The 20,224-nt window shown below is 72.5% G+C and carries 20 protein-coding genes; 6 read left to right on the forward strand and 14 right to left on the reverse strand.

The features are described from left to right. Nucleotides 1-20: 20 nt before the first annotated feature. The 8 genes from ACIPPM_RS14725 to ACIPPM_RS14760 form a co-directional block, all read right to left on the reverse strand. Nucleotides 21-1,676, reverse strand: a complete 1,656-nt coding sequence (locus tag ACIPPM_RS14725; RefSeq protein ID WP_401447316.1) for a DUF3492 domain-containing protein — start codon at nt 1,674-1,676, stop codon at nt 21-23. A 202-nt stretch (nt 1,677-1,878) separates the two neighbouring features. Next, nucleotides 1,879-3,474: a dipeptide ABC transporter ATP-binding protein gene (locus ACIPPM_RS14730; protein WP_401447319.1), complete on the reverse strand. Its 1,596-nt coding sequence runs from the start codon at nt 3,472-3,474 to the stop codon at nt 1,879-1,881. Continuing rightward, nucleotides 3,471-4,469, reverse strand: a complete 999-nt coding sequence (locus ACIPPM_RS14735) for an ABC transporter permease (RefSeq protein ID WP_401447322.1) — start codon at nt 4,467-4,469, stop codon at nt 3,471-3,473. Before ACIPPM_RS14735 ends, ACIPPM_RS14730 begins: the two co-directional genes overlap by 4 nt. Next, complete coding sequence (locus ACIPPM_RS14740; RefSeq protein WP_393596257.1) at nt 4,466-5,461, reverse strand: ABC transporter permease; 996 nt, start codon at nt 5,459-5,461, stop codon at nt 4,466-4,468. The genes ACIPPM_RS14735 and ACIPPM_RS14740 overlap by 4 nt, the downstream gene beginning before the upstream one ends. A 4-nt stretch (nt 5,462-5,465) precedes the next feature. Next, nucleotides 5,466-7,178, reverse strand: coding sequence for an ABC transporter substrate-binding protein (locus ACIPPM_RS14745; protein ID WP_401447326.1), 1,713 nt, complete (start codon nt 7,176-7,178; stop codon nt 5,466-5,468). A gap of 187 nt (nt 7,179-7,365) precedes the next feature. After that, nucleotides 7,366-7,461: an Ms4533A family Cys-rich leader peptide gene (locus ACIPPM_RS14750; protein ID WP_324608470.1), complete on the reverse strand. Its 96-nt coding sequence runs from the start codon at nt 7,459-7,461 to the stop codon at nt 7,366-7,368. Nucleotides 7,462-7,530: 69 nt separating this feature from the next. Then, nucleotides 7,531-8,910: a DUF3152 domain-containing protein gene (locus ACIPPM_RS14755; RefSeq protein WP_401447329.1), complete on the reverse strand. Its 1,380-nt coding sequence runs from the start codon at nt 8,908-8,910 to the stop codon at nt 7,531-7,533. An 8-nt stretch (nt 8,911-8,918) separates the two neighbouring features. After that, entirely contained in the window at nt 8,919-9,899 is a 981-nt protein-coding gene (locus ACIPPM_RS14760) for an alpha/beta fold hydrolase (RefSeq protein ID WP_401447332.1), read from the reverse strand. Between the two features lie 223 nt (nt 9,900-10,122). On the opposite strand from ACIPPM_RS14760, the gene ACIPPM_RS14765 reads away from it, so the two are divergent. The 4 genes from ACIPPM_RS14765 (at nt 10,123) to ACIPPM_RS14780 (ending at nt 11,938) form a co-directional block, all read left to right on the forward strand. Next, on the forward strand, nt 10,123-10,347 hold the full coding sequence (locus ACIPPM_RS14765) for a hypothetical protein (RefSeq protein WP_401447334.1): 225 nt from the start codon (nt 10,123-10,125) through the stop codon (nt 10,345-10,347). 147 nt (nt 10,348-10,494) lie between these two features. Then, entirely contained in the window at nt 10,495-11,136 is a 642-nt protein-coding gene (locus ACIPPM_RS14770; protein ID WP_393596262.1) for a TetR/AcrR family transcriptional regulator, read from the forward strand. Nucleotides 11,137-11,271: 135 nt separating this feature from the next. Further along, nucleotides 11,272-11,499 carry a DUF3107 domain-containing protein gene (locus tag ACIPPM_RS14775; RefSeq protein WP_388995842.1) on the forward strand — a complete coding sequence of 76 codons (228 nt, stop codon included), beginning with the start codon at nt 11,272-11,274 and terminating at the stop codon, nt 11,497-11,499. A gap of 169 nt (nt 11,500-11,668) precedes the next feature. Then, the gene (locus ACIPPM_RS14780) at nt 11,669-11,938 is read left to right on the forward strand and encodes a hypothetical protein (protein WP_401447337.1); all 270 of its coding nucleotides are present in this window, start codon (nt 11,669-11,671) and stop codon (nt 11,936-11,938) included. A 17-nt stretch (nt 11,939-11,955) separates the two neighbouring features. Here the strand turns inward: ACIPPM_RS14780 and ACIPPM_RS14785 are convergent, their stop codons facing one another. Beyond that, on the reverse strand, nt 11,956-12,708 hold the full coding sequence (locus ACIPPM_RS14785) for a ferritin-like fold-containing protein (RefSeq protein ID WP_401447339.1): 753 nt from the start codon (nt 12,706-12,708) through the stop codon (nt 11,956-11,958). 551 nt (nt 12,709-13,259) lie between these two features. Between ACIPPM_RS14785 and ACIPPM_RS14790 the strand changes: the two genes are divergently transcribed. After that, nucleotides 13,260-15,470, forward strand: coding sequence for a DEAD/DEAH box helicase (locus tag ACIPPM_RS14790; RefSeq protein WP_401448481.1), 2,211 nt, complete (start codon nt 13,260-13,262; stop codon nt 15,468-15,470). Between the two features lie 53 nt (nt 15,471-15,523). Here the strand turns inward: ACIPPM_RS14790 and ACIPPM_RS14795 are convergent, their stop codons facing one another. After that, nucleotides 15,524-16,420: an NYN domain-containing protein gene (locus ACIPPM_RS14795; RefSeq protein ID WP_401447341.1), complete on the reverse strand. Its 897-nt coding sequence runs from the start codon at nt 16,418-16,420 to the stop codon at nt 15,524-15,526. Nucleotides 16,421-16,642: 222 nt separating this feature from the next. Between ACIPPM_RS14795 and ACIPPM_RS14800 the strand changes: the two genes are divergently transcribed. Further along, nucleotides 16,643-16,795 carry a hypothetical protein gene (locus ACIPPM_RS14800; protein ID WP_393596266.1) on the forward strand — a complete coding sequence of 51 codons (153 nt, stop codon included), beginning with the start codon at nt 16,643-16,645 and terminating at the stop codon, nt 16,793-16,795. A gap of 47 nt (nt 16,796-16,842) precedes the next feature. Here ACIPPM_RS14800 and ACIPPM_RS14805 read toward each other — a convergent pair whose 3' ends face one another. The 4 genes from ACIPPM_RS14805 to ACIPPM_RS14820 form a co-directional block, all read right to left on the reverse strand. After that, nucleotides 16,843-17,448: a MarC family protein gene (locus ACIPPM_RS14805; protein WP_130332083.1), complete on the reverse strand. Its 606-nt coding sequence runs from the start codon at nt 17,446-17,448 to the stop codon at nt 16,843-16,845. 132 nt (nt 17,449-17,580) lie between these two features. After that, the gene (locus ACIPPM_RS14810) at nt 17,581-18,438 is read right to left on the reverse strand and encodes a PHP domain-containing protein (RefSeq protein WP_401447345.1); all 858 of its coding nucleotides are present in this window, start codon (nt 18,436-18,438) and stop codon (nt 17,581-17,583) included. A 112-nt stretch (nt 18,439-18,550) separates the two neighbouring features. Further along, complete coding sequence (locus ACIPPM_RS14815) at nt 18,551-19,192, reverse strand: DUF6758 family protein (protein WP_401447347.1); 642 nt, start codon at nt 19,190-19,192, stop codon at nt 18,551-18,553. Nucleotides 19,193-19,309: 117 nt separating this feature from the next. Continuing rightward, on the reverse strand, nt 19,310-19,906 hold the full coding sequence (locus tag ACIPPM_RS14820) for a suppressor of fused domain protein (protein WP_401447349.1): 597 nt from the start codon (nt 19,904-19,906) through the stop codon (nt 19,310-19,312). Between the last annotated feature and the right edge of the window lie 318 nt (nt 19,907-20,224).

The following is a 20,224-nucleotide window of genomic DNA, read 5'->3' on the forward strand; positions in this document are numbered from 1 at the left end:
CCCGGTTCTCTCCACGCCCCTCATCGCGCCCCCTCCGCACCGGCCCGGACCGGCGCCGGTGAGCCTCGCAGCAGGGTGGGGACGGTCCAGCGGCCGGGCACGTGGGCCTCGGCGGGGACGGCGAACGGCAGTGGCTCGCCCGCCTCGTCGACATCGACCCGGCGCACCGGACAGTGCGACATGATCTCCAGGTAAATGCCGTGAAATGCCGTGATGTTCTGTTCGACGCCGAACAGCTCCAGCGCGCGGGCCCGCGCCGCCGCCCCCAGGCGCGCGCGGCGCTCGGGGTCGCGCAGCAGCGTCACGCACGCCTCCGCGAGCGCCCGCGGGTTGCGCGGCGGTACGACGAGCCCGGTGCCGCCGATGACCTCGACCACCGCGCCCACGTCGGTGGACACCGTGGCCCGGCCGCAGAACATGGCCTCGGCCAGGCTGACCGGGAACCCCTCGACCACGCTGGACAGCACCACCACGGCCCCGGCGGCGTACGCGTCGGGCAGCGTCGGCGCCTCGGGCGCCCCCACCTCGGTGAACGACACGGGGTTGTCCCCCACGGCGTGCAGCCCCTCCGCCTCGTCCGGGAAGAGCTGGGCGGCCAGCGCCCGGCACTGCGCGAGGTACGCCTCCCCCTCGGCGCCCACGGGCCCGCCTACGATGCGCAGCCGCGCGTGCGGCTCCTCCTTGCGGACCTCGGTGAAGGCGTGCAGCAGCGAGACCAGGTCCCGGCCGGGCTCGATCCGGCCGACCCACACCAGCGTGTCCTCGTCGGCGCGGTCGGGTGCCTCGCCGACCTCGGCGAACCGGTCGGCGTCCATGCCCGGATGGACGGTGCGGATGCGCGCCCGGTCGGCGCCGCACCGCTCCTGCCAGCGGCGGGCGTGGCTGCTGCCAGGGGTGAGGAGCTCGGCGCGCCGGTAGACCTCGGCGGCGAGCCGCCCGTGGAAGGCGGCGAGGAGCGCGCGGACGGCAGGGGCGGCGGTGTCGGGGCCGAGCGCGAGGTAGTGGGCGCGGAGCTGGACGCCGTACTCGGTGACCAGCAGGGGGACGCCGGAGAAGTGCCGAGCGAGCAGGCCGGGCAGGGCGGCGGCGCCGCCGGAGGTGGCGTGACAGAGGTCGACGGCACCGAGGGCGTCCTCGCCGTACCAGTCGAGGGAGAGGGGGCGCAGGGCGCGGGCGAGGTGGTCGGTGACGGCCAGCAGGTCGGGGACGCGGGCCTCGTGCGCCGTGCGCGGCGCGCCGGGGGCGCGGCAGGCGCGCTCCAGGGCGGTCACGGCGTGGTCGGAGCGGAGCGCTCCGGTCAGCGCGCCGGTGTCGCGGGCGAGTTCGGCGAGGTTGTACAGCGCGTTGCCGAAACGGTCCGCCACTTCGGCGGCGGAGCCCTCCGGCGGGGCACAGACCGCGCCGAGCAGCTCGCCGTAGTACTCGGCGAACCGCTTGCGGGCGCGGCGGCCCAGCGTGCCGCCGTCCTCCCCGGCCGTCCACAGCCGGGCCGTGCGCACCCGCCTGACCTGCGGCGGAATCGGCACCCAGCCGTCGTCCTCCTGCTGTGGGCCGCGGCTGAGCGCGTAGACGTCGAACTCGTGCTGCCCGAGCCCGCGCACGAGCCGGTCGCACCAGAGCCCGGTGTCACCGCCGGCGTACGGATAACCACCCTCGGTAAGCAGTCCGATGCGCACGCGTGCACCCCCGATCTCCCGTGTGTGGGAGCCGCCGTCGTCCCGGCGGCTCGCAGCGGGACGAACGTACGCGGAGAGGGCGGTGGCGCGACGGACGGTTGTCCGTCGCACCACCAAAAGGGGTGAACGGTCGTAACTTTCGCGGGCGAGCCGCGTTCCGACACGCTAAGAGATCGCCTGGTGACGGTCCGCACGCGAAACGTTACGCCGGAGCGGGCTCCCGCCGCGCCGCCCGGCGCCGGGCGGCGACCTCGGGGTCCAGGGCCGGTACGGCGGCCAGGAGTTGGCGGGTGTAGGGGTCGCGCGGGTTCTCGTACACCTCGTCGGCGGGTCCGGTCTCGACGATCCGCCCGCCGCGCATGACGGCGACCCGGTCGCTGACCTGGCGGACCACGGCGAGGTCGTGCGCGACGAAGACGAGCGCGAGCCCGAGTTCCCGGCGCAACTCGTCGAGCAGGGCGACCACTTGGGCCTGAGTGGTGACGTCGAGGGCGGAGACGGGTTCGTCGCAGACGATGACGCGCGGGTCTGCGGCGAGGGCCCGTGCGATGCCGACGCGCTGGCGCTGTCCACCGCTGAACTCGTGCGGGTAGCGGTCGTGGTGGGCCGCTTCGAGGCCGACCCGCTCCAGCAGCCCGGTCACCCGTTCCCGTACGGCCTTGTCGTCCTTCATCCCCTTGGCGCGCAGCGGGTCGGCGATCGATTCGCCGATCGTGCGGCGGGGGTTGAGGGAGGAGGCGGGGTCCTGGAACACCATCTGCACGGACGGGTCGACCCCGCGGTGCACGCGTCCGGCGTACCGGATGACGCCCGAGGTGGGCTCCAGCAGGCCGACCAGCATGCGGCCCAGCGTGGTCTTGCCGCTGCCGCTCTCCCCCACGATCCCCAGGGTCTCGCCCCGGCACAGGGTCAGCGAGACGTCGTCCACGGCGGTGAACGCCCGCCTCCCGCGCCCGAACTCCTTCCGCAGCCCGGCTGCTTCGAGCACGGTCTCCCCCGCCTGCTCGGCGGACGCGGCACGGGATGCCTCCACGCGCGGTACGGCGGCGAGGAGTTCACGGGTGTACGGCTGCTCCGGCGCGGTCAACACCTGGCGCAGGGGCCCGTGTTCGACTGCGCGGCCGTGCCGCATCACCAGCACGTCCTCGGCGCTCTCGGCGGCAACGCCCACGTCGTGGGTGACGAGCAGCAGGCCGAGCCCGTTCTCCTGGCGCAGGGTGTGCAGCAGGTCGAGGATCTGGGCCTGCACGGTGACGTCGAGCGCGGTGGTCGGCTCGTCCGCGATGAGCAGCTCCGGTTCACACGCCAACGCCATGGCGATCAGCGCGCGTTGACGCATCCCCCCGCTGAACTCGTGCGGCCGGGACCGGGCGCGCCGGGCGGCGTCCGGGATGCCGACCCGGTCCAGCACCTCGACGGCACGCGCCCGTGCGGCGCGCCTGGAGGCACGGGTGTGGACGCGGTACACCTCGGCGATCTGGTCGCCCACCGCGTAGTACGGGTCGAGCGAGGACAGCGGGTCCTGGAACACCATGGCGGCCTTGGCCCCGCGCAGCTTCCGCAGCTCGGCGTCGGAGGCGGCGGCCACGTCGGTGCCCGCGACCAGCACCGAGCCGCCGAGCCGGGCCCCGGTGTCCCGGTGCAGCCCCAGCAGGGCACCGGCGACGGTGGACTTGCCGGAGCCGGACTCCCCCACGAGCGCCAGCGCGGCCCCCTTCTCCAGCGTGAAGGAGAGTCCGTCCACGGCGCGCAGGGCGCCGAACTCGACGGTGAGGTCGGTGACTTCGACCAGGCTCATGCGAGGACCACCCGGCGGTCGGCCAGCGCGTACAGGATGTCCGCGACGGCGTTGGCGATGACGACGAAGAAGGCGACGACCAGGACCATGCCGACGACCACGGGCAGGTCCACGACCTTGACCGCGTGCACCAGCTCCTGGCCGATGCCGGGCAGTCCGAACAGGGTCTCGGTGAGGACCGCGCCGCCGATGGAGGAGCCGACGTTGTTGGCGTTGAGGGCGATGACGGGGGCGAGCGCGCCGCGCAGGGCGTGCCGTCCGACGATGGCCCGCTCGCCGACGCCGTAGGCGCGGAAGGTGCGGATGTGGTCCTCGGCGAGGGTCTCCAGCATGGCCGAGCGGGTGAGCCGGGCGAACGCGGCCGCCTCGATCAGGGCCAGCGACAGCCAGGGCAGCACCAGGTTCCACGCCCACTGTTCGGGATCGTCGCCGAAGTCCACGTACTGCGGGAAGGGCAGCAGTTGCAGTTCGCCGCAGACCACGATCATCAGCACCAGGCCGAGCACGAACACGGGCGTGGCCCAGCCCGCGAGGGTGAGCACGGTCAGCACCCGCTCGGAGAACCGGCCGCGCCGCCAGGCGGAGAGGACGCCGGTGCCGACGCCGATGACCAGCCAGAGCACCATCGCGCCGACGACCAGCGAGAGGCTGACCGGCAGCTTGGCCAGCAGCAGGGTCATCACCTGCTGGTCGCTCTGGTAGGAGAGCCCGAGGCAGGGTGCCGCGCAGTGCTCGACCGAGGTGCCGGTGGAGTAGTCCTGGCCGGTGAACAGCCCCTGGAGGAAGTGGAAGTAGCGCAGGTAGAGCGGGTCGTCCAGGCGGAGCTGGGCCGCGACCTGGTGCACCTGTTCCGGGGAGCAGCGCGGGCCGCAGGTGATCTGGGCGACGTTGCCGGGGGTGGCGTAGAAGATCACGTAGACGAGGACCGAGATGGCGAGCAGGGTGAGGGCCGTGCCCGCCGCGCGGCGCAGCAGGAAGCCGCCGAAGCCGTTCACGCGGCGTCCTCCTTCCGGGTGCGGCCGGTGCCGACGCGCAGCCGGGAGGCGGCGCGGGGGTCGAGTGCGGTGCGGACGCCGTCGCCGAGGACGGTGAGGGCGAGCACGGTGGTGAACAGGGCGCCGGCCGGGAACAGCAGGTACTGCGGCGCGGCCTGGTACCAGACGTCGGCGGCGGTGATCATCTGTCCCCAGGAGGGCGTGGGCGGCTTCACCCCGACGCCGAGGAAAGACAGGGCGGCCTCGGCGGAGATGTTGGTGGGCACCAGCAGGGCGGCGTAGGTGATGACGGGCGCGGCGAGGCCGGGCAGCAGTTCGCGGCGGGCCACGCGCACGGCGCCCCACCCGCTGAGCCGGGCGGCGGCCACGTGGTCGAGCCCCTTGAGGGTGAGCGTCTGGGCGCGCACGATCTTGGCGACGTTGCCCCAGGCGATCAGCCCGATGACGAGCGCGACCAGGACCGGGCGGGGGAAGCTCGCGGGCACGATGGCCAGCAGCGCCAGCGCCATGATCATCAGCGGCAGGGCGACGATGATGTCGGTGATCCGGCTGAGGACCTGGTCCAGCCATCGGCTGCCCATGGCGGCGGCCACGCCGACGGTGACGCCGATGAGGACCTGGACGAGGGTGGCCGCGAAGGCGACGCCGAGCGAGACGCGGGCGCCCTCCACCAGCCGGGCGAACAGGTCGCGGCCGGTCTGCGGTTCGACGCCCAGCCAGTGTTCGGCGCTGATCCCGCCGAGCGAGCCGATGGGCACGCCGCCGCGCGCGGAGTCGACGAGGCCGGGGTGGTACGTGGTGGGGTCCTGCCCCTCGATCGCGGTGAGCAGCGGCGCGGCGAGCGCGACCAGGACGAGGAGCGCGACGACGGCCGCGGCGACCAGGGCGGCCCGCTGCGCGCGCAGCCGCCGCCAGAACTGACGGGCCCCCGAGGCCGCCGGGGCGGTGATGTCCGCCCCGGCGGCCTCGACGGCGACAAGTGCTTCGCTCACCGGGTCACTTCACCGCGACCTGGGAGATGTCCAGCACGCCGGTCCAGTCGCTGATCACGATGTTCTTGACGTCCGAGCCGTACAGGCGCTTGTAGACGGGGTGGAACAGCGGGACGACGAGGGCCTGTCCGGCGATCTTCTTGTCCAGCGCGCCCCAGCGGGCGGCGGCGGCGTTCAGGTCGGTCAGCTTGTTGATGGCGTCGATCTCGGTGTTGACGGACGTGTCGTCCAGCAGGCCGGTGTTGAAGTTCGCGCCGTCCTTGACGATCTGGCGGCCGTCGAAGATCGGGGCGAGGAAGGGGCCGCCGGAGGGCCAGTCGGCACCCCAGTGGGCGAGGAAGAAGCCGGGCTCGGTCTTGATGCCGTGGATCTTGTCCCGGTAGTCGTTGTCCTCCAAACCCTGGAGCTTGACCGTGATCCCGGCCTTCTTCAGGGCGTCCTGGAGGGCGGTGGCGATCTCCGGGCTGGTCTCGAAGTCCTTGCTGTTGGAGTGGGTGAGGGTGATGGTCAGGCCGTTCGGGTGCCCGGCCTCCTTCAGCAGTTCCTTCGCCTTGGCCGCGTTGCCGGACTTGCCCGCCGGGAACGGGTCGTGCGGGGTGTACCCGAAGGACTTCTGGTCGGGCAGGAAGGTGGTGGCCGCCTCGGCGAGCGCGGAACCGCCGGCCGCGTTGATCACCGAGGAGCGGTCGACGGCGTACGAGATCGCCTGGCGCACCTTGGGGTCGTCGAACGGCTTCACCTTCGGGTTGAAGGCGATGTAGTTCGTGTAGCCGAAGTGGCCGGTGCCGACGCGGGCGGCGAGGCCCTTGTCCCCGCTGACCCGGGCGAGTTCGGCCGGACCGAGGTTGGTGTCGGTGGTGACGGCCGCCTTGTCGGCACCCTGGGACGCGGCGAGCCGCTGGTTGATGACGGAGGAGTCCAGCCCGGAGCGCACGTCGACCTTGTCCGGGTACGCCTTGCGCTCGTCGTCACCGCTCCAGTGCGGGTTGCGCTCCAGCAGGACGCGCTCGCCGTCGTTCTGGTTGCTGACCACCTTGTACGGGCCCGAGGAGACCGGGTGCTGCTCGTACTTGGTGCCGGTGTCCTTGCCCTTCGGCACCGGCGCGAACTGCGTCTGGGTGGCGAGGAACGGGAACTCGCCCTCGGGCTTGTTCAGGTGGAAGACGATCGTGCGCGCGTCCGGCGTCGTGATCGCGGAGAGGCCCTTCTTGTCCTTGTAGGGCCCCTGGTAGTCGGCGGCACCGCTCAGCCAGTCCCGCAAGTAGGGTGCGCCACCGGAGAGTTCGGGGGCGAAGGACCGCTCGATGCCGTACTTGATGTCGGCCGACGTGATCGGCGTGCCGTCCTCGTACTTCAGCCCCTCCTTGAGGGTGTACGTCCACACGGTCGCGTCCTTGTTGGGGCGGCCGGTGTCGGTGGCGAGGTCGGGGACCACCTTGGCGCCCTCGGCGCCGTTCTCGCGGTTGCGCGTGGTGAGGGTGCGGAAGACCAGCGAGGGCACGTTGCCGCCGCCGGAGGTGTAGAGGCGGGCCGGGTCGAAGTCGGTCTGGGCCTCGGCGTTCAGCACCGTGAGCGTGCCGCCCTTGTGGGGCGTGGCGTCGGCGCCGGCGCTCTTGGCATCGTTGTCCTCGGGACCGCAGGCGGCGGCGCCCGCTGCCACGGCCAGGCTGACGGATGCCGCTGCCACGCGGCGCGCTATGACGGACGGTTGACGCATCGGAGATGACGACCTCTCGGGGAACCCGCCGGGATTTCCCGAGGGGTGAGACAGATGGACGAGGAGTGAGACACCTGCGGACAGGTGTCGGCCCCGGCGTCAGTCGTCGAGAGGGCGGCCCGCGACAGAGGTCACGGGCGGCAGGAGGAAAAGGGCACGCATCGACGCGGACGCCAGGGAGGCGGCGTCAGCGACAGTCGATGTCGGCCACGCAGAGAGCGGTCACGCCGATGAGCGCCAGCTCGATGGCGGCGCTGCGGAAGACGGCGTGACGGGACCACATGCGCAGAAATATGAACGAACTTGCGACTCATGTCAATGTGACGTGAGTGCGCTTCCGGCTACTGGTGCCTCAACTCTTCGGATAGGGCCAGGCGTTGGGCAGGCAGTGGATTCCGTCGTGGTCGAGGAACTTGGTCTGCTGCTGCATCACCGGAGCGATCGCGCCGTTCTTCTGGCAGGTGACGTGCCCGTGCCCGAGCCGGTGGCCGACCTCGTGGTTGATGAGCATCTGGCGGTAGGGGTAGATCTTGGCGTTCCCGTAGGTGACGCTGCCCTGGGCCCAGCGGTAGGCGTTGATCATCACGCGCTCGGTGGCCGCCGAGTCGCAGGAGACGTTGTCCTCGGTGGTGTCCAGGCCCGACTTGGCGCACCACTCGGCGGTGGTGCCGGGGCTGGCCAGCGTGATCACGAAGTCCGGCTTGCCGGAGGAGACCCGCTCGAAGGTGCGCTCCCCGCCGTGGGCCCAGCTCCGGTCGTCGTTGAGGGTGCGCTGCACGGCGTCGGCGAACAGCTGGCCGTCCAGGCCGAGTCCCTGCTCGACGTCGACCCGGTAGGTCATCCTGGTGCCCTTGCCGGGCGCCTTGGCCGAGCCGGGCACCGTGTCGAACTTCCCGGAACCCTTGAGGGTCGCCCCCAGGGGATAGAGACGGCCCATCTTCTGCGCGTACGTCAGCGGGACGGCGCTCGGCGCGCTGGAGGGGACGGCCTGGGCGCCGGCCGGCAGCCCGCCGGTGGCGGCCTGGGCCCGTGACTCGCCCTGGGCGCGACCGTCGGCCACCTGCCCGGCGACGACGATGGCGAGCACGGTGGTCACGGCGGCGGCCGCGACCCCGGTGAAGGCGCGCCCCTTGCCGCCGTGCCGGGGCGCGGGGTCGGCCGCCGGAGGCGTTCCGTCCTCGCCCGGCGCGGTCCTCGGCTCCGGCACCGCGGTGCGCGGGGGCGCCTCGGACGCGGCGCCCTCGGCGAACGCGTCCAGGTACTCCCGGCGGGGGCCCGGACCCACGTCCACGGGCTCCGCGCGCCGCTGCCGCGGGAAGGGGGCCGGTGCGGTGCGCCGGGCCGTGCCCTTGTCCTCGAACTCCCCCCAGCCGCCGCCCGCTTCACGCTGCTCGGGGTGACCGCCACGCGCCTGACCGGACCGCTCGGCGGCGGGGCGCCCGGCGCCCTCGCTCCGGTCCCGGCCCGGCGGGACATGCCGCCCGGCACCGCTCACGGTCGTGCCGAAGGCGCCCGGACCATGATGTCCGGCGCTCCACGACTCACCGCCCCGCGGACCCCGGCCACCCGGCCCGGTGCCCGAGGCGTCCTGACCGTCGCCCCGGGTGCGCCCCCGGACGGCGAAGTCACCCGTCCCGGTGACGCCCTCGGCGGTCCCGGTCGCCGGGTTCGTGCCCTCCCTGGCCGAGGCGTCCCCCTTGGGAGCCGGTCCTCGGCGGCTGTGTCGTCCCACCCCTGCCCTCAGTTCTCCGCGTTCGTGGCGCCCGACGCGGCGCTCTCCGCGAGAAGTTCGCGGAACGCCCTGGCCACCAGCTCCGGATATTCCATCATCGCCACGTGCCCGGCGTCCGGCAGGGACAGCAGACGTGAGTCCCTGAAGGAGCGGGCGGCCTTGGCGGCCATACGGAAGCCGACGAGTTGGTCACGGCCACCGTAGACCAGCAGGGTCGGCGCGAGTACCCGCTCGGCCTGCCGCCACAGCCCCTGCTGCCCGCCCAGGGTGTACGCGTCGACGATGCCGCGCGCCGAGCGGGTCATCGCGTCCCAGAAGTACGGCAGCCTCAGGCGCCGTTCCAGTTCCTCCACCGCGTACTGGACCGCCTCCGGCGACACGCTCGCGGGATCGCCGTAACAGAGGGCCATCACCCCGTGCACCCGCTGCTCGGCGGTCCACTCCCGGGTGAACCGGTTGAACAGCGCGGCCACGCCGGGCACGCCCAGCAGGGCGGTGGGGGCCGCGCTGCGCTGGATGCGCAGCTCCGGCAGGGCGGGCGAGACCAGCGTCAGGGTGCGGACGAGGTCCGGGCGCACGGCGGCCAGGCGCGTGGAGACCGCGCCGCCGAGGGAGTTGCCGAAGAGATGGACCGGGCCGCGTCCGGCCGCGTCGAGATACCGGATGACGGCGCGCGCGTGCCCGGTGACGGAGTAGTCGCCGTCGTCCGGCGGCGGGGAGTCGCCGAAGCCCGGCAGATCGACGGCCTCGCCGTCGACGACGCCGTCCAACTCGGCCATCAGCGCGGACCAGTTCTGCGAGGAACCGCCGAGGCCGTGCACGTACAGCGCGGGCTCCAGGCCGTCCCGCGCGGGCGGCCGGGACCGGACCGACAGGGTGACCCCCGGCAGCCGCACCGACCTCATCCGCTCGCCGTCGCCCACCCTTACGGGCGCGACCCGGGGGAGCACGCTCGCGGCCGGGACGGAAGGTGACTCGGTCGAAGACATGCGCCAATGTTACGAGACGATCACACCACAGCTCATGTGTTCGCCCTCACAGGACCTCACAGGGAACCGCACAGGGAGGGGACGGCGGGAACGGGGCCGCCCATGTCGCCGATGGCGTGGCGTCGCCCTGGGCAGTCTCCTAGGCTCGTATGACAGCGCACCCGCGGGGTACCCGCCCGAGCCAGAGGTTCCTGGACGGATGCTGGAAGGAAGGGAGGCCGTCATGGCCCACTACCCCACCGAGCCGGACGAGATCGAGAGCCCCGGCGACGGCGACGAGCCGCAGATCGCCGTGGAGGCCCCCGAGCACGACGCCGTCGAGCAGCGCGCCACCCTCACGGAGGAGCGGGACGAGCCGCTGAGCGAGGTGGACCCGGACCGGGGCAGCGAGGGCGATCTCATCGAACAGGCACGCGTGGTCACGACCGACGAGGACGATTACCGCTGACCGGTCGGGCACCGGGCCGAGGGCCATGGCTTTCGCCGTCGTCCGGTACGTGAAATTCTGCGCTCGCACCGCGCACACCGGGGTTACCGAAAAGTACGATGGCCGCGCGGCCGACACCGCACGAGTGGGACGACATTGGGAGGCGGCGTGACAGCCATCGAGCAAACAGAGGCAGCACGCCCGCGCGGCACCCGTCTGCCGCGCCGAGCCCGGCGCAACCAGTTGCTGGGCGCTGCCCAGGAGGTCTTCGTCGCCCAGGGCTATCACGCGGCCGCGATGGACGACATCGCCGAGCGCGCCGGAGTCAGCAAGCCGGTGCTCTACCAGCACTTCCCCGGCAAGCTCGACCTCTACCTCGCCCTGCTGGACCAGCACTGCGAGGCGCTGATCCAGGCCGTGCGCGCCGCGCTCGCCTCGACGACCGACAACAAGCAGCGCGTACGGGCGACCATGGACGCCTATTTCGCGTACATCGAGGACGACGGTGGTGCCTTCCGCCTGGTCTTCGAGTCGGACCTGACGAACGAGCCGGCCGTGCGCGAGCGCGTGGACAAGGTGACCACCGAGTGCGCCGAGGCGATCTGCGAGGTCATCGCGGAGGACACCGGCCTGTCCCGCGCGGAGTCCATGCTGCTCGCCTCCGGCCTCGGCGGACTCGCCCAGGTGGTGGCCCGTTCCTGGCTGCACAGCGACCGCAGCGTGCCCCGCGACCAGGCGGTGCGGCTGCTCGCCTCGCTGGCGTGGCGCGGCATCGCCGGTTTCCCGCTCCACGGCACCGACCACCACTGACGTCCGGCGCGCCGGAGGGGCGTGTTCGCTGATGGCGTTCCCGCCGGAGGCATGCGCGTCCCCTCACCGGGCTAATGTGTGCAGCGTACGGCGCGGCACATCGCGCACATCACTGACCGTCGGAGGGACATAGCCGTGGAGGTCAAGATCGGCGTGCAGCACGCGCCCCGCGAGATCGTTCTGGAGAGCGGTCAGAGCGCCGAGGAGGTCGAGCGCGTCGTCGCCGACGCCCTGGCCGGAAAGTCGCCGCTGCTGAGCCTCGAGGACGAGCGCGGCCGCAAGATCGTGGTCCCCGCCGACCGTCTGGCGTACGTCGAGATCGGCGCGCCGACCGCTCGCAAGGTGGGCTTCGGCACGCTGTAGGCGCGACACCCGTGAAGGGCCCGGTGGCATCGTGCCGCCGGGCCCTTCGGCGTGCCCGCCGCCGCACAGCTCGCGCACACACCGGGCACAGGGGAGGATTGCGACGCGCAGGTCACGGGTATGTCGGGCTGTGACCGATCGAGCACGCACACGTGGGAGGGACCCCTCGATGATCCTGGAAGTGCTCGGCTCGGCCGCGCTCGGCCTCGTCCTCGCCTTCGCGGCCGCGCGGCGCCTGCCGCACCGGCTGCCCACCCGCCCGCTGGTCTTCGCCACCGCGGTCGCGGGCGCCCTCTTCGGGGACTTCGTCACGCACAGCGCCCTGGGCCCGGCCCCGGTCCTGCTCACCCTGCTCGGCGCGGCCGTCGTGTCCGCCGCGTCCCTGTCGCTGCTGTTGCGCCCGGCCGGGCGGCTCCACAGGCGATCCGCGCCCGCGTAGCCGCCGCTGACCGGTAGTCAGGCCGCGAGGCCCAGTGCGGCCATCCGCTTGGTGTGCGCCTCGGTGATCCGGGTGAACATCCGGCCGACCTCCGCCAGATCGAAGCCGTCCGCGACCCCGCCGACCAGCATGGTGGAGAGCGCGTCCCGGTCCGCGACGACCCGCTGCGACTGCGACAGCGCCTCGCCCATCAGCCGCCGCGCCCACAGCGCGAGCCGTCCGCCCACGCGCGGGTCGGCGTCGATGGCCGCGCGGACCTTCTCCACCGCGAACTCCGCGTGCCCGGTGTCGTCCAGGACGGCGAGGACCAGCTCGCGGGTGTCGGTGTCGAGGCGGGCGGCGACCTCCCGGTAGAAGTCGCTGGCGATCGAGTCGCCGACGTACGCCTTCACCAGGCCCTCCAGCCAGTCCGAGGGCGCCGTCTGCTTGTGGAAGCTCTCCAGCGCGGCGACGAACGGGTCCATCGCGGCGGTGGGCTCGGCGCCGATCTCGGTCAGCCGGTCGCGCAGCCGCTCGAAGTGGTGGAACTCCGCCGACGCCATCTTGGCCAGCTCCGCCTTGTCCGCGAGGGTCGGCGCCAGCTTGGCGTCCTCGGCGAGCCGCTCGAACGCCGCCAGCTCGCCGTACGCGAGCGCGCCGAGCAGGTCCACGACAGCCGCGCGGTACTGCGGGTCCGCCGCGGCCTGCGCCCAGTCCTGGGCGGCGACACCGGTGGGGCCGTCGGTGGCGCCCGCGTTCTCGGGGTTCTCAGGCTTGTCAGAGCTAGTCATGAGGCGCACAATAGCCCGCTCACCCTGTCCCGGAAGCCCCTGGTCAACCACTGTGACCACGACTACGTGACCAATTCGGCCATCGCGTGTGCGCCGATCCGGGGTATGGTGGTATTGCGCCTGCTGAGTGCGCCGACGGTGTTCGGTGCGCTCAATGCCTTCTGGTAGCGGCGCACGCATGAGGATGCCCGGTCGGTGGCCCGATCGGCTCCGACCTGACAGCCCTTCCCGTCCGTACGGCACCACGCGTACGGCGAGCGGAGGGACATCCTTAGCGGTTCGAGCGCTAGAGCGTCGGCAGAGGTCCCGTGTCATACGGCTTGCCCCAGTTGGTTCGCCCGTACGGCGACCGACGTCCCCGGCACGGTCAGACATGATCCCCGCGCTCGCCTCGTGCCGCGCACACAGAAGAGGCAAAAACCCTGACTACGACATTTCGTGACCTCGGCATCCTTTCCGAGACCGCCGAGGCGCTGGAAGCCGTCGGCATCATCAACCCGTTCCCGATCCAGGAGCTGACCCTTCCGGTCGCCCTGTCGGGCAGCGACGTCATCGGCCAGGCCAAGACCGGCACGGGCAAGACCCTCGGTTTCGGCCTGCCGCTGCTGGAGCGCGTCGTCGTCCCCGCCGACGTCGAGGCCGGCCGTGCCGCCCCGGAGGCGCTGACCAGCGCGCCGCAGGCGCTCATCGTCGTGCCCACCCGCGAGCTGTGCACCCAGGTCACCAACGACCTGCTGACCGCGGGCAAGGTGCGCAACGTACGCGTACTCGCCATCTACGGCGGCCGCGCCTACGAGCCGCAGGTGGAGGCCCTGAACAAGGGCGTCGACGTCGTCGTCGGCACCCCCGGCCGACTGCTCGACCTCGCGGGCCAGAAGAAGCTGGACCTCAGCCACGTCAAGTGCCTGGTGCTGGACGAGGCCGACGAGATGCTCGACCTGGGCTTCCTGCCCGACGTCGAGAAGATCGTCAACATGCTGCCGGTCAAGCGCCAGACCATGCTGTTCTCGGCCACCATGCCGGGCGCGGTCATCGGTCTCGCCCGCCGCTACATGAACCGTCCCACCCACATCCGCGCCACCGCGCCGGACGACCAGGGCGCGACGGTCGCCAACATCAAGCAGTTCGTCTACCGCGGCCACTCCATGGACAAGCCGGAGATGATCGCGCGCATACTGCAGGCCGAGGGCCGCGGTCTGGCGATGATCTTCTGCCGTACCAAGCGCACCGCCGCCGACATCGCCGAGCAGCTCGAGCGCCGCGGCTTCGCCTCCGGCGCCGTGCACGGCGACCTCGGCCAGGGCGCCCGCGAGCAGGCGCTGCGCGCCTTCCGCAACGGCAAGGTCGACGTGCTGGTCTGCACCGACGTGGCCGCGCGCGGCATCGACGTCGGCGGCGTGACCCACGTCATCAACTACCAGTCCCCCGAGGACGAGAAGACGTACCTGCACCGCGTCGGCCGCACCGGCCGCGCGGGCAACAAGGGCACGGCGATCACGTTCGTCGACTGGGACGACATCCCGCGCTGGCAGCTCATCAACAAGGCGCTGGAGCTGGGCTTCAACGACCCGGTGGAGACGTACTCGACGTCCCCGCACCTGTTCTCCGACCTCAACATCCCGGCGGGCACCAAGGGTGTCCTGCCGCGCTCGGAGCGCACCCGCGCCGGGCTCGGCGCGGAGATGGTGGAGGACCTGGGCGAGACCGGGGGCCGTGGTGCGCGCGGCGGCCGGTCCGGCCGTGGCGGCCGTCCCGAGGCCGCGCCCGAGCGGGAGCGTTCGGAGCGCTCGGAGCGTTCTGAGCGCACCCCGCGCCGTCGTCGTCGCATGCGCGGCGGTGCCGCGGTGGAGGCCGGTGCCGCTCCCGCCGCCGCACCGGCGGAGACCACGTCCGTGGAGGAGCCGCAGGCGCCCCGCACCCCGCGCCGCCGTCGCCGTACGCGCTCCGGGGCGTCGGGCGAGCCGGCGGCTGCCGCGGTCGCCGCGGTGGAGACGGTGACGGCGCCGGAGGCCCCGGTGGTCGCGGACGCCCCGAAGCAGCCGCGTCGCCGTACCCGGAGCGGTGCGTCGGCCGAGGCCGCCGCCGTCACGCCGGAGGTCACCGAGGCCGTCGCCGAGGCTCCGGCCCAGCCGCGCCGTCGTACCCGTAAGCGCGCGGAGGCGGCTCCGGTCGTGGCCGAGGCCGTCGTCGAGGCGCCGGTCGCGGAGCCGGTCGTGGAGCCGGTCGCCGAGGCGCCCGCGCCGAAGCGCCGCACCCGCAAGGCGGCTGCCGCCGTCGAGGCGGTCGTGGACACCGTGGAGGCCGTCGTGGCCGAGACGAAGCCCCGCCGCACGCGGAAGACCGCCGCCGTCGAGACGGCCGAGGCGACGGAGACCAAGCCGCGCCGCACCCGCAAGGCCGCCGTCGCGGCGGAGCCGGTCGAGGCCCCCGAGGCCGAGGCCAAGCCGCGTCGCACCCGGAAGACCGCCGCCGCTGTCGTCGAGACGGCCGAGGTGGCGGAGGCCAAGCCGCGTCGTACGCGCAAGACGGCAGCCGTCGCCGAGGACGCCGCGGAGGCCAAGCCGCGCCGCACCCGCAAGGCCGCCGTGGCGACGGAGGCGGCCGACGCCCCCGAGGCCGAGGCCAAGCCCCGCCGCACCCGGAAGACGGCGGCCGCGAAGGCCGTGGCGACGGAGATCCCGGCGCAGGCCAGCGAGGAGCCGGAGGCCAAGCCGCGCCGCCGGACCCGCAAGGTCGCCGCCGTGGAGCCCTCCGAGGCGTAAGCACCACCGCTGAGGCCCGGCCCCCTGTCGAAGGGAGCCGGGCCTCAGTGCTGTCAGTACTGCGTCTGCAGGTGCTCCCAGAACCCGTCCCGCAGGGACCGGCGCAGGTCGGCCTGGCCGCGCAGGGAGTACTGGAGCAGCCCCTCCGCCTCCACCAGGAGGTCCTGGTCGACCGAGCCGGGCAGGTACGGGTGGCCGGGGAGGAGTTCCATCAGGCTGTCCCGGCCCCGGGAGACCAGCCACTTCGCCGCGATCTGGGCGCCGACGAACCGCACGTCGTCACGGGTCGGCCGGTTGCCGGGCGTGGCCTCGTAGGAGGCGGCGGTGCGGCGGGAGACGTACGGCTTGCAGAACTCCAGGTCGAAGGTGCGCTGGCTGTCGACCTCCCACAGCAGCGGCTCGGCCTGGTTGCGGCCCTCGGGCGCCTCGATGCCCCACAGGTGGACCCGCGCGCCGTACCCCTGTGCCGCCTCGACCGCCGACACCAGGTCCTCGTCGCCGCCGAGGAGGGCCGCGTCGCTGATCGCGCGGTGCCGGGCGAGGGACTCCAGGTCGGTGCGGATCAGGGAGTCGACGCCCTTCTGCTGGTTGTGGGCGTTGAGGTTGCCGAGGCGGACCTTGACGTCGGGCAGCTCGGCGATCGACTGCTGCTCGGCGGTGTGGATGCGGCGCCGGGCGCCGTCGTACCAGTACACGCGCAGCAGGCGGCTGTCGGCGAAGATCGAGCGGGCCTTGTCGATGAGCGCGTCGATCAGGCCCTCGGCGTCCAGGTCGAAGGCGCGGCGGTCCTCGGTACCGGCCACGAGCCGCCCGGCGGCCGCGTAGAGATAACCCGCGTCCACGAAGATCGCGTGCGTGGAGGGTGTTTTCGCCACCTCAGCGAGCATGCGTTGTAGCAGTTCGTTGGTGTGGTCGATGCGGGCACCCAGAGCCGCCAGGTCGTCGTTCATCGGGTCCATTGTCCCGGCCGTCACGCTGCGAACACAACCGGTCCCCGTCAGTCCCGTTGCGAGGTCTTTTTACCGGACAGTAATTAGCCCGTCAAAAAATTTCCTTAGCGTAGGGAATGTTTGCGGTAGGCCGCTCGTTGTCTACACATGTGACACCGCGACAACACGTCGCACACCAGTAGTTCTCCTCTGGAGGATGACCAGACGAAGGGAGAAGCCTTCATGCGCTTCGAAATCATGCGACTCGACGAGGTCGACGGTTCCACCGTGGACAGCACCGTCGTGGACGCCGCCTCCGTCAACCGGATCGTGCAGCAGGCGGCCGCCATCGGCCAGCGCCTGTGGATCCGCCCGGCCGACTGCTCGGCCTCGTAAGGCGTACGCACGACACTCAAGCCTTCCGGGGGAGCCGAGACCGCGTCTCAGCTCCCCCGGATCACCTGAGTGACCCCGTTGATGATCTGCTGCACGGCGATCGCGGAGAGCATCATGCCCGCGAGCCGTGTCACCAGGACGACACCGCCGTCCTTGATGACCTTGATGACTAGCAGCGAGTAACGCATCACCAGCCACAGCACCACATGGATGGCGAGGATCGCCGTCCAGACCGAGACCTGCGTGGCGACACTTCCGGCCTTCTGTACGGCCAGGATCACCGAGACGATCGCGCCGGGACCGGCGAGCAGCGGCATGCCCAGCGGGACGAGGGCGACATTGACGTCCTTGGTCTGCTTGGGCTCGTCGGTCTTGCCGGTGAGCAGGTCGAGCGCGATCAGCAGGAGCAGCAGCCCGCCCGCGATCATCAGCGCCGGGACCGAGACATGCAGGTAGTCGAGGATCTGGTGGCCGAGCAGACCGAAGACGGCGATGACCCCGCCCGCCACGCAGACGGCCTGGAAGGCCATCCGCTTCTGGACCTTGGCGGGCCGCCCGGCGGTGAGGGCGAGGAAGATCGGGGTGATCCCCGGCGGGTCCATGATGACGAAGAGGGTCAGGAACAGGGAGCCGAAGACGGCGAGGTCGAACATCGTGTGCCTTGCGTGCTGGAGCCACCGCCGCGGCACGCCCTGAGCCCCTGCGCGGGCAGGAGGCGGGCGCGCACGGCGGACGTGCGGGTGATCGGGTGGGGGGAAAAGCAGAGGGGTGGCGCTCGGCGGGGCTCAGGCCCCGCCGGTCCCCGGTACGGGGAAGGCGCCGGTCGCCCGGCGGATGATCTCCCCGTAGACCTCGGGGTCGGTGGTGTTCTCGCCGAGGGCGACGGTCTTCCGGGTGCCGTGGTAGTCCGAGGAGCCGGTGACCAGCAGGTCCAGGTCTCCGGCGAGACCGCGCAGCCGGGTCCGGGTGTCCTGGTCGTGCTCGGTGTGGTCGACCTCGATGCCGTCGAGCCCGGCGGCCGCCATCGCGGCGATCGCGTCCGGCGGCACCGTGCGGCCGCGCTTGGCGGCGGCGGGGTGCGCGAGGACGGCCACGCCGCCCGCGCTCTTCACCAGCCGGATCGCCTCGACGGGGTCGGTCTCGTGCTTGTCGACGAAGGCCCGGCCGCCGTCGGCCAGCCACTCGGGCGTGAACGCGTCGCTCACGGTCGGGACGACACCCAGCTCCACCAGCGCGGACGCCAGATGCGGGCGGCCCACCGTGCCCCCGGCGGCGATCCGCTCGACCTGCTCCCAGGTGACCGGTACGCCGAGCGCGTTCAGCTTGGCGATCATCGCGTGGGCACGCGGCACCCGGTCGTCCCGGACCAGCTCGCGCTCGGCGAGCAGGGCGGACTCCTCGGGGTCGAAGAGGTAGGCCAGCAGATGCAGGGAGACGCCGTCGGTCCGGCAGGAGAGTTCCGCGCCGGTGACCAGGGTGAGTCCCTCGGGGAGGGCGGCCCGTGCCTCGGCGTGTCCGCGGGTGGTGTCGTGGTCGGTGAGCGCAACCACGTCCAGCCCGGCACCGGCGGCCGCGCGCATCAGCTCGGCCGGGGTGTCGGTGCCGTCGGAGGCGGTGGAGTGGCAGTGCAGGTCGATGCGCACGGCTGCTCCAGACGGCTGACGGGACGGCGGGGACACCTAAGGATAGCCGCGCGAACGGCATGCCCTGTCACCCCCGCAGCCGGGGAGCGCCCCCTACACCCCCTACGGGTTCTCAGGGGCGCAGCAGCCGGGGCGAGAGCGCCCCGCAGGGGACCAGGTCGACCTCGGGGCCCGCGTCCCGCAGATCCGTCAGCACCAGTTCGTCGTACATCAGCAGGCCGGACTCCGTGGGCCAGGTGACCGCCCACAGCCAGACGCCGAGGGCCTCGCCCGCGAAGACGGCGCGGTCGTCCGGGGTGTCGGTGACATGCCAGAGCGGGGTGGGGCGGCCTGCGGCCAGCACCTTGGCCTGCGGCGGCTTCTCCATGTCCAGGTAGGGGCCGGGGTCGGGGCTGTCCAGCCCCGCGTACCGCGCGCCGAGGCCGACGCCCAGTTCCTCGGCGACGAGGATCAGCTCGCCCGGACCGCCGAGCGGGCTGGGTCCGGAGCAGGCCACGACGGTGGCCCGGCCGCCGCCGGGGGCGTCCCCCGCGTAGCCGACGCCGGTGAACAGCCAGCCGACCGGCAGCGGCCACGGCATCCACAGCGGGACGCGGGTGCGCTGCACCACGGCGGTGAGGGCCTCGACGCTGGGCGGGATCACGGGCTGCAGCGGGTACACCGCGCCGTGCGTGTCGCACTGCCACGTATCGGCGAAGAGGCCGGGAGCCCTGACCCGGCCACCACACCTCGGGCAACTGGGTTCGCCCCTCATAGAGCCCCACGGTCCTACCCCGGCCGCCGCACGTCAAGGACGATCACCCGTACGGCCCCGGCGCGATTCCGGGGTGTGGTCAACTCCGCGCTTCCACACGGCACTTGGTGAGGTTGCTCACTCCGGTGCCGGGGCGAGCGCCACGGAGGCGCGGGTGGGGTCGCGCAGGTCGGTGCCGTTCGCGAGCCAGCGCTCCTGGAGCGCCCCCGCGCCGTGCACCCGCTTCCAGGCGGCCTCGTTCGGTGTCATGGGCAGCAGCGGCAGGAAGCGCACCGGGTCCAGCGGGGCGTCCAGCTCCAGGTCCTCCACCAGTCCGCCCGGCTCCCCGACCAGCACCGAGGTGAAGGGCGCGCCGGGCCACAGCGGCTCCCCCACGTCCAGCGAGGCACCGGGTGCCACCACGACCCCCTCGACCTGCGGGGACGCGGCGAGCACGGCGAGCGGGCGGAGCACCGGGCCGGTGTCGACGACTCCGGCACGCACGGAGAGGAACAGCTCGGCGCGCGGCCCCTCGATGGGGTCGGCGACCATCGCCGTGGGGTCGCTCATGGGGTGCGCCGACATGCCCAGCGTGGCGTAGCGGACCACGTCCCCCTCCTGGAAGCGGAGCACCTCGATGCGGTCCGCGCCGAGGAAGGTGACCGAGGCACGCGCGTCCGGTGCGCCGAGCGCCGAGTTCAGCCGCGCCTCGACCAGAGGAAGAACATCAACCATGCGGTGAGCATAGAACTCGTCAGTGGCGGGCAAAGCCGCGCCTTGACATCTCGGGCTGCTGCTACGCTGAGCCGGTGGTTCGGGGCCGCGTGCACATGCTCGCCGTCGAGTCCCCGACGCCGATGAGACTCCCTTACGAGGGACCGGCCGGAGGAGGTGGGGCTGTCATGGATCGAAGTCGACCGTGCAGTACCACTCGCTCTTCCGGCTGTTGATGTCATTCCTGGCCGACCGCCACCTTTTCGTTCGCCTCGCCGTCCGGAAGAGCACTTCGTTTCGCTTTGCCTGATCTGCCTGATCTCACTCAGTCCTGCATCA

It is taken from the genome of Streptomyces sp. NPDC090119, from assembly GCF_044747085.1.
GTDB lineage: Bacteria > Actinomycetota > Actinomycetes > Streptomycetales > Streptomycetaceae > Streptomyces.

Bases quoted from the DNA above. Each gene is read 5' to 3' on its own strand.
- ACIPPM_RS14820 (WP_401447349.1), bottom strand. From the start codon at position 19,906: ATGGTTGATGTTCTTCCTCTGGTCGAGGCGCGGCTGAACTCGGCGCTC.
- ACIPPM_RS14800 (WP_393596266.1), top strand. From the start codon at position 16,643: ATGCGCTTCGAAATCATGCGACTCGACGAGGTCGACGGTTCCACCGTG.
- ACIPPM_RS14745 (WP_401447326.1), bottom strand. From the start codon at position 7,178: ATGCGTCAACCGTCCGTCATAGCGCGCCGCGTGGCAGCGGCATCCGTC.
- ACIPPM_RS14730 (WP_401447319.1), bottom strand. From the start codon at position 3,474: ATGAGCCTGGTCGAAGTCACCGACCTCACCGTCGAGTTCGGCGCCCTG.
- ACIPPM_RS14805 (WP_130332083.1), bottom strand. From the start codon at position 17,448: ATGTTCGACCTCGCCGTCTTCGGCTCCCTGTTCCTGACCCTCTTCGTC.
- ACIPPM_RS14815 (WP_401447347.1), bottom strand. From the start codon at position 19,192: ATGAGGGGCGAACCCAGTTGCCCGAGGTGTGGTGGCCGGGTCAGGGCT.
- ACIPPM_RS14780 (WP_401447337.1), top strand. From the start codon at position 11,669: ATGATCCTGGAAGTGCTCGGCTCGGCCGCGCTCGGCCTCGTCCTCGCC.
- ACIPPM_RS14750 (WP_324608470.1), bottom strand. From the start codon at position 7,461: ATGTGGTCCCGTCACGCCGTCTTCCGCAGCGCCGCCATCGAGCTGGCG.
- ACIPPM_RS14795 (WP_401447341.1), bottom strand. From the start codon at position 16,420: ATGAACGACGACCTGGCGGCTCTGGGTGCCCGCATCGACCACACCAAC.
- ACIPPM_RS14760 (WP_401447332.1), bottom strand. From the start codon at position 9,899: ATGTCTTCGACCGAGTCACCTTCCGTCCCGGCCGCGAGCGTGCTCCCC.
- ACIPPM_RS14785 (WP_401447339.1), bottom strand. From the start codon at position 12,708: ATGACTAGCTCTGACAAGCCTGAGAACCCCGAGAACGCGGGCGCCACC.
- ACIPPM_RS14765 (WP_401447334.1), top strand. From the start codon at position 10,123: ATGGCCCACTACCCCACCGAGCCGGACGAGATCGAGAGCCCCGGCGAC.